Consider the following 12,058-nt stretch of genomic DNA (forward strand, 5'->3'; position numbering starts at 1 on the left):
CTGCGTTCCTAAAATAAAGCGCGACGACACGGTGGTAGAGCATTGCGAGGAGAAGCGCATGACACCGGGAATTCGCCCTTTGGTTGCGGGCAATTGGAAGATGAACGGCACAGGGGAATCCCTGACCGAATTACGTGCGATTGCTGCGGGCCTGAGCTCTGATTACGGCCGTAAACTGGATGCAGTCATCTGCGTTCCTGCAACTTTGCTTTCACGCGCTGCAGAAACGCTCGAAGGTGAAAACGTGGGGCTGGGCGGTGAAGATTGCCATATGGCGCAATCGGGTGCTCATACAGGTGATGTTTCAGCGCTTATGCTGAAAGATGCCGGTGCATCTCATGTGATTGTCGGTCATTCGGAGCGCCGCACCGATCACCGTGAAACCAATGAAATGGTGAAGGCAAAAGTGCTGGCTGCATGGCAGGCAGGACTGGTTGCCATTGTTTGTGTGGGTGAAACAGCTGATCAACGCCATGCCGAAACCACATTGAATGTTGTGGGCGAGCAGTTGGCAAATTCATTGCCGGATGGCGTGAATGCAGAAAACACGATCATTGCTTACGAGCCAGTCTGGGCAATTGGCACCGGTTTGACACCGACGGTTCAGGATGTGCGTATTGTTCACGCCTTCATGCGCGAAACATTGATTGAGCGTTTTGGTGCGCAGGGTGCGCATATGCGTTTACTTTATGGTGGTTCGGTTAAGCCTGCCAATTCTGTTGAACTGCTGGGGGTTGCCGATGTCGACGGTGCACTCGTTGGCGGTGCCAGCCTGAAAGCTGCCGACTTCCTCGCGATTTGTGAGGCCTATCGCAGCCTGTAAAATTGATGGACGATTGATCCGCCCCCTTTAAAAGCATCAGTTTGTGTTATAGATAAATAGACAGATATATAACCTTGCGTTGATAAGGCTTTTTAAATGGGGGTTGGATTATTCTCCAATACCGTGTAAAGAGCCGCGACATATTAAGACCGCGATCTATAAAGAAAGCAGACCAAATTCCATGCAGACTGTTCTCATAGTCATTCATCTTCTGATTGTTCTTGCGCTTGTCGGCGTTGTGCTTATCCAGCGTTCTGAGGGCGGCGGACTTGGTATCGGCGGCGGTTCTGGTTTCATGACTGCACGTGGTGCAGGTAATGCTCTGACACGCATGACAACGATTCTGGCGACTGCTTTTTTTGCAACGTCATTGCTTCTTGGCATCACGGCAAATTACGGCGAGCGTCCGACCGATATTCTGAACCGTATTCCGGCGGCAGGCGGTCAGGCTCCGGCAGCGGGTGAAGGTTCGACCGGCGGCGGCATTCTCAACCAGCTGGGCGGCGCTTCATCGCGTGGTGAAACACCAGCTCCTGCGACGGAAGATGTACCGGCTGCACCTGCCAATCCGGTTCCAAGTTCACAGTAATACTTTTCGCCATCAGGCTTTTGATTTTATAATCCCGATCTCTTTGAGGTCGGGATTTTTAGTTTGTGATGCTTGTTACAATTTTTGGGGAATGCAGTGTTGCAACCATGCCATAGCGGGCATGAAAACATGCTGTTGATAAAATCAAGCTGTTGAGTATGACGGGGCTTTGGCTTAATCACACATTATAGATTGGCATGCTAGGATGTGCCGTCACCCTGTGGTTTCGGGTTTATTTTCGGGAAATTCAAATGTTTTTACGCCATATCATTCTCGCTGGTATTGCAGGACTTTGCATGGCAATGCCTGTGCAGGCCGCGCCGAACGATGCAGTTCCGGCTAAAAAGTCTTATGTGTCTCAGGCGGAAAAGTATAAGATTGCACCGCGTTTCCACGCGCAGACCGTGGCCTTTAGCGGCTATAAACCGGGCACAATCGTTGTCGATCCGAAAAACTATTTTCTCTATTATGTAGAGACCCCGACCACGGCGCGCCGCTACGGCATTGCTGTTGGTAAAGTTGGTCTTGAATTTAAAGGCACCGGCACCATCAATGCCAAGCGCGAATGGCCGCGCTGGATTCCGACCAAGGAAATGGTTGAGCGCAATCCTGCTCATTACAGCCGCTTTAAAAACGGTATGGATGGTGGTCCGGGCAATCCGCTTGGTTCCCGCGCACTTTATTTATTTCAGGGCAATAAAGACACTTATATCCGTATTCACGGTACTGTGCAGCCTTGGACAATCGGAAGTGCGGCTTCAAACGGCTGCTTCCGTATGATTAATGAAGATGTGCTCGACCTTTATGAGCGCGTCAATCTTGGCACAGAAGTTGTTGTTCTGTGATCTTGTTATAAGGCGCTGATAAGCCGGGCGCAGGCCCGGCTTTTTTGTGTTTTATTAAGGCCATGTGAATGGCACGCAAACCGTTCCTGAGCCATTTTATGACGGGTTAGCCGGCAGGACAGGGCAATACAGTCAAGAGCGGGAAGCAAAACTTGGGCATGGAAAGTCGTCGGTTCTTTATAAAAAAAGAGACGGATTTTCGAAATTAATTTATTCCGCCAGCTGATGCGATATAGTCAGCAAACGACAAAAATTCTGTCTGTGGTTTTTATCCGGTGATTACGGGGATAAATGAATTATTTTTCACAGGCAGTCATTTTTTAGTGGCGGAATCAGTCAGGAGAGTCTAACGACATAAGCCCATGGCGCGATATGTTTTCATCACAGGCGGCGTGGTTTCTTCCCTTGGAAAAGGCATTGCCGCAGCAGCATTGGCTGCACTCCTTCAGGCACGCGGTTACCGCGTGCGGATCCGTAAACTCGACCCTTATCTGAACGTCGATCCGGGCACGATGTCTCCTTACCAGCATGGTGAGGTGTTTGTGACCGATGACGGGGCAGAGACAGATCTTGATCTGGGTCATTACGAGCGGTTCACCGGTCAGCCTGCTTCCAAGCAGGACAATATTACGACTGGTCGTATCTACCGCAATATCATCGAAAAAGAACGCCGCGGCGATTATCTCGGTGCGACGGTTCAGGTTATTCCTCATGTCACGGATGAAATCAAAAATTTCATCACGTCTGGCAATGATGATTATGATTTTGTTCTTTGTGAAATCGGCGGAACGGTTGGCGATATTGAAGCCATGCCGTTTCTGGAAGCAATCCGTCAGCTGGGCAATGAATTGCCACGCGGGATGGCGGTTTATATTCACCTGACTTTGATGCCGTATATTCCGACGGCCGGTGAATTGAAAACCAAACCGACGCAGCACTCTGTCAAAGAACTGCGTTCCATCGGTATTGCACCTGATATTCTGCTCATTCGTGCAGATCGTCCGATTCCGGAAAATGAACGTCGCAAGCTTTCCCTGTTCTGTAACGTGCGTGAAAGTGCCGTTATTCAGGCGCTGGATGTCAAGTCGATCTATGATGTGCCTATTGCTTATCATAATGAAGGCTTTGACGCGGAAGTGTTGCGTGCATTCGGCATTGATCCGGCTCCCAAGCCGCAGATCGAGCGCTGGGAAGAAGTGTCCCGTCTGATCCATAATCCGGAAGGCGAGGTAACGATTGCGGTTGTTGGTAAATATACCGAGCTGAAAGATGCTTATAAATCTCTGATTGAAGCATTGCAGCACGGTGGTATGGCCAACAAAGTACGCGTTAATCTCGAATGGATTGAAGCGGAAGTCTTTGAAGGCGAGGATCCTGCTCCGCATTTGGAAAAAGTACACGGCATTTTGGTGCCGGGTGGCTTTGGCGAGCGTGGTGCGGAAGGCAAAATCAAAGCTGCTAAATTTGCCCGCGAACGCAAGGTGCCATATTTTGGTATTTGCTTTGGTATGCAGATGGCTTGCATTGAAGCTGCCCGTAATCTGGCTGGTATTGAAGATGCCTCTTCAACAGAATTTGGCCCAACCAAAGAACCTGTTGTTGGTTTGATGACCGAATGGCTGAAGGGCGATCTGCTCGAAAAACGCAGCCAGTCAGGTGATCTGGGCGGAACCATGCGTCTTGGTGCATATGATTCCGTGTTAAAAGCCGGAACCCGTATTGCCGATATTTATGGCGATACCACCATTTCCGAGCGTCACCGTCACCGTTATGAAGTCAATGTCGATTATAAAGATCGTCTTGAACAATGCGGTCTGGTGTTCTCGGGTCTTTCACCGGATGGCGTATTGCCTGAAACCGTTGAATATGCTGATCATCCGTGGTTCATCGGGGTGCAGTATCACCCTGAACTGAAGTCACGCCCGTTCGAGCCGCATCCATTGTTTGCGTCCTTCATTGCCGCAGCATTGGAACAAAGCAGAATGGTTTGATTGCAAATGTGTGATTGCCTGATGTAATAATAAACAAGAAGCGCCATATGTGATAAACAGTGGCGCTTTTTTATATTATCGATGTAATTACAGTGACATTGGTTCTCTTTGCGGCGGAGTTGTGGAACTAAAGCTGCTTGAATGTATGATAATGAAGGTTGACCAACCATGACGACAGCAAATTCGATTATACGTGTAGGTAATGTGACCTTTGGTAATGATCAGCCATTGGCGCTGATTGCCGGTCCTTGCCAGATGGAAAGCCGTCAGCATGCGTTTGACATGGCGGGACGCTTGAAAGAACAGACCGACAAACTCGGCATTGGTTTGGTTTATAAATCCAGCTTTGACAAAGCCAACCGCACATCATTGAGTGGCAAGCGTGGTATTGGCCTTGAAACAGCGCTGGAAGTGTTCGCTGATCTCAAAAAAGAATATAATTTTCCGGTTCTGAGCGATGTTCACACCGAAGAGCAATGCGCGCTGGTGGCTGATGTCATCGACGTTTTACAAATCCCTGCTTTTTTGTGCCGACAGACAGATCTGTTGATTGCAGCTGCCAAAACCGGCCGTGCCGTCAATGTTAAAAAAGGCCAGTTTTTGGCACCTTGGGACATGAAGAATGTGCTGGCGAAAGTGACAGAAAGCGGCAATCCGAATGTGATGGCCTGTGAACGCGGTGCATCATTTGGCTATAATACGCTGGTGTCCGATATGCGCTCACTGCCGATTATGGCGAATTTTGGTTCGCCGGTCATTTTTGATGCAACTCATTCCGTGCAGCAGCCGGGCGGTCAGGGTGGTTCATCGGGTGGGCAGCGCGAATTTGTTGAAACATTGGCGCGTGCCGCTGTTGCCGTTGGGGTGGCTGGCGTCTTTATCGAGACCCATGAAGATCCGGACAATGCGCCGTCAGATGGCCCGAATATGGTGCAGATCGACAATATGCCGGCTTTGCTTGAAACTTTGATGGCATTTGATCGTCTGGCCAAAGGTTTGTGACTTTACTGCTATATTATTTCAGGCTTTTGCTCTGTGGAAGGGTGCGGTAATGTTTTACACGCACTCCCAGTTAGCATAAGTAGAACGGGTCAATCCGTATGCTCGTTACGGGCGTCAGATAAATTGGGTTTTGAGGCATGACTGATCGGGGCATCAGCCATGCAGGTGGTTTGCAAAAAGTGGAAGGACGAAGTCTCTATGACTGCGATTATTGATATTGTCGGCCGCGAAATTCTGGATAGCCGTGGCAATCCGACTGTTGAAGTTGATGTGTTGCTGGAAGATGGCGCGTTTGGCCGTGCAGCCGTTCCTTCCGGTGCATCCACCGGTGCGCATGAAGCGGTTGAACTGCGCGATGGCGGCAGCCGTTATCAGGGCAAAGGCGTTGAAAAGGCTGTTGCTGCGGTTAATGGTCAGATTTTTGACGTGCTCGCCGGTATGGATGCTGAAAACCAGATCCATATTGACCAGACTTTGATTGATCTTGACGGCACTGCCAATAAAAGCAATCTCGGCGCCAATGCGATCCTTGGTGTGTCATTGGCCGTTGCCAAAGCTGCCGCACAGTCATGCGACTTGCCGCTATACCGCTATGTCGGTGGTGCAAATGCCCACATTCTGCCAGTGCCGATGATGAACATCATTAATGGTGGCGCACATGCGGACAATCCGATTGATTTTCAGGAATTCATGATTCTGCCGGTTGGCGCGAATTCGATGCGTGAAGCTGTTCGTTATGGCGCGGAAGTATTTCACACCCTGAAATCCCGCCTCAAAAAGGCTGGTCACAATACTAATGTGGGTGACGAGGGTGGCTTTGCGCCTAATCTGCTTTCTGCTGAAGCTGCGCTTGATTTCGTGATGGAATCAATCACGCAGGCTGGCTTCAAGCCGGGCGAAGAAATTGCTATCGGCCTTGATTGCGCCGCGACGGAATTCTTCAAAGACGGTAATTACGTTTATGAAGGTGAAGGCCAAACCCGTGATCCGCGCACGCAGGCTGAATATCTGGCCAAACTGGTTGGTGCTTATCCGATTGTAACCATTGAAGATGGTATGAGCGAAGACGACTGGGAAGGTTGGAAATACCTGACTGAACTCGTCGGCACCAAAACCCAGCTCGTTGGCGATGACCTGTTCGTGACCAACTCCGCACGTCTGCGTGATGGTATCAAAATGGGCGTTGCCAACTCGATTCTGGTCAAAGTGAACCAGATCGGTACCTTGTCAGAGACTTTGGATGCGGTTGAAACCGCTCATAAGGCTGGTTACACAGCTGTGATGTCGCACCGCTCCGGTGAAACAGAAGATTCCACCATTGCGGATCTCGCTGTTGCCACCAATTGTGGTCAGATCAAAACCGGCTCACTGGCACGTTCAGACCGTACCGCAAAATACAACCAGCTTATCCGTATTGAAGAAGAACTGGGCTTGCAGGCACGCTATGCCGGCCGTTCGGTACTGAAGTTCCTTTAATACAGTTGTAGCGCAGTGAGGTCACAACTTCATCGCTTATGAAACATGAGGGCGGGGCAGCAATGCTCCGCTTTTTTATATTTAGAGCATAATTTCTTAAATTTGGAGCAGCTTAACGTGAAAACATGATCTGGTTTCAATGGGTTATTGTGATCTTTGAGTATCAAGTCTGGTGCACGGCGCTCTAATAAAGTTTTGGTTGCGCTGCCTTTGAGTAAGGCTCTGTTAAGCAAAATAATGTTTATTGTTAAAATCAGAATGCGGATGGATTTCGTGCAGCCTTGTATTGGGTGCGCCACCGTTTTTCTGATGCCGCCGCACAATTTTATCAGCGGTGTTGGACGATGTTGCGCGTAAAATGAGTAAAAAGAGCATTTTTGAGACGTTTCGACGGAAACTTAAAAAGGCTCAAAGGATGTGTTGAGTATGTGGACCAAGCAAAAGCGTAAGTCTATTCGGGGACGATTTGTGTTGCCGTTGCTGGCCACTGCTTTCTTGTCTTATTTTGGTTTTCACGCCTATCACGGCGAATATGGCATCGATTCAAGTGCGCGGTTGCAGCAGCAAGTGAGCCTTCTTACGGTCGAGCTAGATGAGCTGACCCATGAGCGTCGTGCAATGGAAAGACGCGTCTCGCTTTTGCGTGATGGCTCCATTGAAAAGGATATGCTTGACGAACAGGCGCGACGCGCGCTTAATCTCTCTCATGAAAATGAACTGACGATAATTATTTCTCGTGAAGATGCGTCTGATTAACTGAAAAACGGTTAATAGTCTTTTTAATGAGTGAAATTAAAGACTTAATAACATAGCTGCTATGCCCCCCATGCATATTGTAACTTGTTTGACACCCGTTTAAGGTTATTTCAGAAAGACAATAGGGAGCAAATTATGGCATCGAGGGCTAACAAGGCGCCTGTGACCAAATCACAGTCGGCTTCAAACACTGCACCTAAGACCCCCAAGCCTGCTGATTTCACTAAAGAACAAGAAATGAGCAGCTATCGCGAAATGTTGTTGATTCGACGCTTCGAAGAAAAAGCCGGTCAGCTTTACGGTATGGGTCTGATCGGTGGTTTCTGCCATCTCTATATCGGACAGGAAGCTGTCGTTGTTGGTATGCAGATGGCGCAGAAGGAAGGTGATCAGGTTATCACCGCCTATCGCGATCACGGACATATGCTGGCAACAGGCATGAGCGCCCGCGGCGTGATGGCTGAACTGACCGGACGTCGTGGCGGATTGTCGAAAGGCAAGGGCGGCTCGATGCACATGTTCTCGAAAGAGAAGCATTTCTATGGCGGTCACGGTATCGTTGGTGCGCAGGTGCCATTGGGCGCAGGTCTGGCTTTTGCCAACCGTTATCGCGGCAATGACAATGTATCCCTGACTTATTTCGGCGACGGCGCTTCCAATCAGGGCCAGGTCTACGAAACATTCAATATGGCAAAGCTTTGGAATTTGCCGGTTGTCTTCATCATTGAAAATAACCGCTATGCAATGGGTACATCGGTGACCCGTTCTTCTGCGGAAACAGATTTCTCCAAGCGCGGCTCGTCTTTCAACATTCCTGGTATTCAGGTTGATGGTATGGATGTGCGCGCGGTGAATGCGGCTGCTGAAATGGCGCTCGAATGGGCACGTTCGGGCAAAGGTCCGATCATTCTTGATATGCAGACCTACCGCTATCGCGGCCACTCCATGTCCGATCCGGCAAAATACCGCTCGAAGGAAGAAGTTCAGAAGATACGTGCCGAGCACGATCCGATTGAACAGGTCAGACAGCGTTTGCTTGAAAAAGGCTGGGCAACCGAAGAAGAGCTGAAAAATATCGATAAGGAAGTGCGTGAAATCGTTGCCGATTCGGCTGATTTTGCGACGCACGATCCGGAGCCGGATGTATCCGAGCTCTACACAGATATTTTGCTTTGATTCGAGGAAGGTGTAGAAATGCCTGTAGAAATTCTCATGCCCGCCCTTTCTCCGACAATGGAAGAAGGCAAGCTCTCCAAATGGTTGGTGAAAGAAGGCGATAAAGTTACCTCCGGTGACATTCTGGCCGAAATCGAAACCGACAAGGCAACAATGGAAGTTGAAGCTGTTGACGAAGGCACCATTGGCAAGCTCGTGGTTGCTGAAGGCACCGAGGGTGTCAAAGTGAACTCCGTGATCGCAGTTCTGCTTGGCGACGGCGAAAGCGCCGAAGATGCAAGCGCATCTGCTGCTCCGGCTGCGGCTGATGCACCTGCCGCGACTGTGTCTGCAACTGCTGCTGCAACACCACAGGCGCCTGTTCTGGATGTTGCCAATGATCCGGATATTCCGGCTGGTACCAAGATGGTTTCGACCACTGTTCGTGAAGCATTGCGCGATGCAATGGCGGAAGAAATGCGCCGCGACCCTAACGTATTCGTGATGGGTGAAGAAGTTGCTGAATATCAGGGTGCTTATAAAGTAACCCAAGGCCTTCTCGACGAATTCGGCGATAAGCGCGTGGTTGATACACCAATTACCGAACATGGCTTTGCCGGTATCGGTGTCGGTGCAGCATTTGCCGGTCTGCGTCCGATCGTTGAATTCATGACCTTCAACTTTGCGATGCAGGCAATTGACCAGATCGTAAACTCGGCTGCCAAGACACTTTATATGTCCGGTGGTCAGATGGGTGCGCCTATGGTGTTCCGCGGTCCAAGTGGTGCAGCTGCCCGCGTTGGTGCCCAGCACTCCCAGTGCTATGCGGCATGGTACAGCCATATTCCGGGCCTTAAAGTTGTGATGCCTTATTCGGCAGCTGATGCTAAAGGCTTGCTGAAAGCGGCGATCCGCGATCCAAATCCGGTTGTGTTCCTGGAAAACGAAATTCTCTACGGTCAGCATTTCGATGTGCCGGATATGGAAGATTTCGTACTGCCAATCGGTAAGGCACGTATCCACAAGGTTGGTAGCGATGCAACGATCGTATCCTTTGGTATCGGTATGACCTATGCGATCAAAGCTGCCGAGCAGCTGGCCGCGGAAGGTATTGATGTGGAGATCATTGATCTGCGCACCATTCGTCCGATGGATATTCCAACCGTGATTGAATCGGTCAAGAAGACCGGTCGTCTGGTAACCGTTGAAGAAGGCTTCCCGCAGTCATCCGTTGGTACGGAAATTGCCGCCCGTGTGATGCAGCAGGCATTTGATTATCTTGATGCGCCAATCATGACCATCGCAGGTAAAGATGTGCCGATGCCATATGCAGCGAATTTGGAAAAACTGGCTCTGCCAAGTGTGGCGGAAGTTGTCGAGGCGGTGAAAGCCGTCACATACACCGCCTGAGGAGGCTCTTAGGACATGCCGATTAAAATCACCATGCCTGCGCTTTCCCCAACCATGGAAGAGGGCAACCTCTCCAAATGGTTGGTCAAGGAAGGCGACAAGGTATCGTCCGGCGATGTGATCGCCGAGATCGAAACCGATAAAGCAACGATGGAAGTCGAAGCTGTTGATGAAGGTGTTGTGGCCAAGCTGATGGTTCCGGCCGGCACCGAAGGTGTGAAGGTCAATGCGGTTATCGCCATCCTTGCCGAAGAAGGTGAAGATGTAGCGGAAGCTGCAAAGGGCGGCGATGCTGCGCCAGCTCCAGCAGCAACTCCAGAACCGGCAGCAACTCCAGAACCGACCGCTGCATCGAAAGCAGAAGCACCAAAGGCCGAAGCTGCACCACAACAGCCTGCACCAGTTGCATCAACAGGTGAGCGCGTTTTTGCTTCACCGCTTGCACGCCGTATTGCTAAAGAAGCCGGTCTTGATATTGCTGACGTGACAGGTAGTGGTCCGCGTGGCCGTATCATCCAGAAGGATGTGGAAAAAGCATTAAGCTCCGGTGCAACAAAAGCACCAAGTGCTGCTCAGGCACCTGCTGCTGCTCCGCAGGGTATGTCGGATGAAACCGTTCTCAAATTGTTTGAGGAAGGTTCATATGATGTGGTTCCACATGACGGTATGCGTAAAGTTATTGCGCGCCGCCTGATGGAATCGAAGCTGACAGTGCCGCATTTCTACCTGACCATTGATTGTAATCTGGATGCATTGCTAGCATTGCGCAGTGAAATCAACGCGTCGGCACCGCTGGTTAAAACCGAAAAGGGCGAAGTGCCTGCTTACAAGCTTTCCGTCAATGACATGGTTATCAAGGCAACTGCACTTGCGTTGCGAGATGTGCCGGATGCCAACGTATCATGGACAGATAGCGGCATGATCGTGCACAAGCATGCGGATGTTGGTGTTGCTGTTTCCATTCCGGGCGGTCTGATCACGCCGATCGTTCGCAATGCAGAAATCAAAACCCTGTCGGTCATTTCCAATGAAATGAAAGACTTGGCCAAGCGCGCCCGTGACCGCAAGCTGAAGCCTGAAGAATATCAGGGCGGCAGCACTTCGGTGTCAAACCTTGGTATGTTCGGCGTGAAAGACTTTGCGGCCATCATCAATCCGCCACATGCAACTATCTTTGCAGTGGGCGCTGGTGAACAGCGTGCAATCGTTGAAAACGGCGAAGTGAAAGTGGCAACTGTCATGTCCGTGACATTGTCGACCGATCACCGCGCTGTTGACGGTGCATTGGCTGCCGAACTTGCTCAGGCCTTCAAGCGCCGCATCGAAAATCCGATGGGCATGCTGGTATAAGCATTAAAATCAGTGCTGCGCTTTGGAAAATACTCATAAGCGCAGCACCGGAGACGCTTTGATGACACAACAAATTTCCATCCGTCCGGCGCATAAACGTGATGCGGCAGAGATCGCCATTCTGGTTGATCTGTCGTCGCATGGTTTTGCCAGTTGGATTTGGAACAAGGCTGTGTTGGAAGGCGAAGCCGATACGCCATTGGAATATGGTGCATGGGCACTGGCGCAAGCTGGATCAGAGGGTTGGGAGAACACCGCTATAGCGGAAGTTGACTATGAAACAGCCGGTCTTTCAGTGGGTTATACGATTGAGGCCGGTATTCTCGATCAGGAAGCCGATCATCCGGTTTTTGCGCCTTTGCTGCAATTGCAACAGCAAATGATCGGCCATCGTTTTATTGACAGTGTGGGCGTTTATAAGCGCTTTCGCGGCAAGGGACTTGGCCGGTTGCTGGTGGCACATGAGATTGAGCAGGCTGAAAAGCAAGGCAATATTGCTGCCAGCCTGATTACGGAAAGCGACAATCATGCGGCACTTTCCCTCTACAAATCAATGAATTTCAAGGAAGTCAGCAGGCTCGCTCAGGTGCCGCACTTCGAAGATTGTAACAAACACGACTGGGTGTTTTTGACCCGCAGCGTGATGTGAACAAAGGCAGGA

Annotated in this window: 11 protein-coding genes; all 11 read left to right on the forward strand. The window is 50.3% G+C overall.

Translation table 11 applies throughout. The features are described 5' to 3' along the window. Positions 1–58 precede the first annotated feature (58 nt). Complete coding sequence (gene tpiA, locus JNC77_RS07015) at positions 59–823, forward strand: triose-phosphate isomerase (protein WP_374830844.1); 765 nt, start codon at positions 59–61, stop codon at positions 821–823. Between the two features lie 181 nt (positions 824–1,004). Beyond that, a complete protein-coding gene (gene secG / locus JNC77_RS07020; protein WP_374830846.1) occupies positions 1,005–1,412 on the forward strand; it encodes a preprotein translocase subunit SecG in 408 nt (135 codons plus the stop codon). Between the two features lie 302 nt (positions 1,413–1,714). Continuing rightward, complete coding sequence (locus tag JNC77_RS07025) at positions 1,715–2,257, forward strand: L,D-transpeptidase (RefSeq protein ID WP_374831139.1); 543 nt, start codon at positions 1,715–1,717, stop codon at positions 2,255–2,257. A gap of 362 nt (positions 2,258–2,619) precedes the next feature. Then, a complete protein-coding gene (pyrG, locus tag JNC77_RS07030) occupies positions 2,620–4,248 on the forward strand; it encodes a CTP synthase (RefSeq protein ID WP_374830848.1) in 1,629 nt (542 codons plus the stop codon). Positions 4,249–4,416: 168 nt separating this feature from the next. Beyond that, positions 4,417–5,250 (forward strand): 3-deoxy-8-phosphooctulonate synthase, encoded by an 834-nt coding sequence (gene kdsA, locus JNC77_RS07035; protein ID WP_374830850.1) that lies wholly within the window; start codon positions 4,417–4,419, stop codon positions 5,248–5,250. A gap of 198 nt (positions 5,251–5,448) precedes the next feature. Continuing rightward, entirely contained in the window at positions 5,449–6,726 is a 1,278-nt protein-coding gene (gene eno, locus JNC77_RS07040) for a phosphopyruvate hydratase (protein WP_374830852.1), read from the forward strand. A gap of 426 nt (positions 6,727–7,152) precedes the next feature. Continuing rightward, positions 7,153–7,482 carry an FtsB family cell division protein gene (locus JNC77_RS07045; RefSeq protein WP_374830854.1) on the forward strand — a complete coding sequence of 110 codons (330 nt, stop codon included), beginning with the start codon at positions 7,153–7,155 and terminating at the stop codon, positions 7,480–7,482. Between the two features lie 135 nt (positions 7,483–7,617). Beyond that, entirely contained in the window at positions 7,618–8,658 is a 1,041-nt protein-coding gene (gene pdhA / locus JNC77_RS07050; protein ID WP_374830856.1) for a pyruvate dehydrogenase (acetyl-transferring) E1 component subunit alpha, read from the forward strand. A gap of 18 nt (positions 8,659–8,676) precedes the next feature. Then, positions 8,677–10,047: a pyruvate dehydrogenase complex E1 component subunit beta gene (locus tag JNC77_RS07055; protein WP_374830858.1), complete on the forward strand. Its 1,371-nt coding sequence runs from the start codon at positions 8,677–8,679 to the stop codon at positions 10,045–10,047. Between the two features lie 15 nt (positions 10,048–10,062). Beyond that, a complete protein-coding gene (locus JNC77_RS07060) occupies positions 10,063–11,397 on the forward strand; it encodes a pyruvate dehydrogenase complex dihydrolipoamide acetyltransferase (RefSeq protein ID WP_374830860.1) in 1,335 nt (444 codons plus the stop codon). Between the two features lie 61 nt (positions 11,398–11,458). After that, the gene (locus tag JNC77_RS07065; RefSeq protein WP_374830862.1) at positions 11,459–12,046 is read left to right on the forward strand and encodes a GNAT family N-acetyltransferase; all 588 of its coding nucleotides are present in this window, start codon (positions 11,459–11,461) and stop codon (positions 12,044–12,046) included. Positions 12,047–12,058 lie beyond the last annotated feature (12 nt).

This window comes from Paenochrobactrum pullorum (assembly GCF_041929845.1).
GTDB classification, from domain to species: Bacteria; Pseudomonadota; Alphaproteobacteria; order Rhizobiales; family Rhizobiaceae; genus Paenochrobactrum; species Paenochrobactrum pullorum.

Coding starts and splice junctions, on each gene's coding strand:
- tpiA (WP_374830844.1), top strand. CDS start 59: ATGACACCGGGAATTCGCCCTTTGGTTGCGGGCAATTGGAAGATGAAC.
- secG (WP_374830846.1), top strand. CDS start 1,005: ATGCAGACTGTTCTCATAGTCATTCATCTTCTGATTGTTCTTGCGCTT.
- JNC77_RS07025 (WP_374831139.1), top strand. CDS start 1,715: ATGCCTGTGCAGGCCGCGCCGAACGATGCAGTTCCGGCTAAAAAGTCT.
- pyrG (WP_374830848.1), top strand. CDS start 2,620: ATGGCGCGATATGTTTTCATCACAGGCGGCGTGGTTTCTTCCCTTGGA.
- kdsA (WP_374830850.1), top strand. CDS start 4,417: ATGACGACAGCAAATTCGATTATACGTGTAGGTAATGTGACCTTTGGT.
- eno (WP_374830852.1), top strand. CDS start 5,449: ATGACTGCGATTATTGATATTGTCGGCCGCGAAATTCTGGATAGCCGT.
- JNC77_RS07045 (WP_374830854.1), top strand. CDS start 7,153: ATGTGGACCAAGCAAAAGCGTAAGTCTATTCGGGGACGATTTGTGTTG.
- pdhA (WP_374830856.1), top strand. CDS start 7,618: ATGGCATCGAGGGCTAACAAGGCGCCTGTGACCAAATCACAGTCGGCT.
- JNC77_RS07055 (WP_374830858.1), top strand. CDS start 8,677: ATGCCTGTAGAAATTCTCATGCCCGCCCTTTCTCCGACAATGGAAGAA.
- JNC77_RS07060 (WP_374830860.1), top strand. CDS start 10,063: ATGCCGATTAAAATCACCATGCCTGCGCTTTCCCCAACCATGGAAGAG.
- JNC77_RS07065 (WP_374830862.1), top strand. CDS start 11,459: ATGACACAACAAATTTCCATCCGTCCGGCGCATAAACGTGATGCGGCA.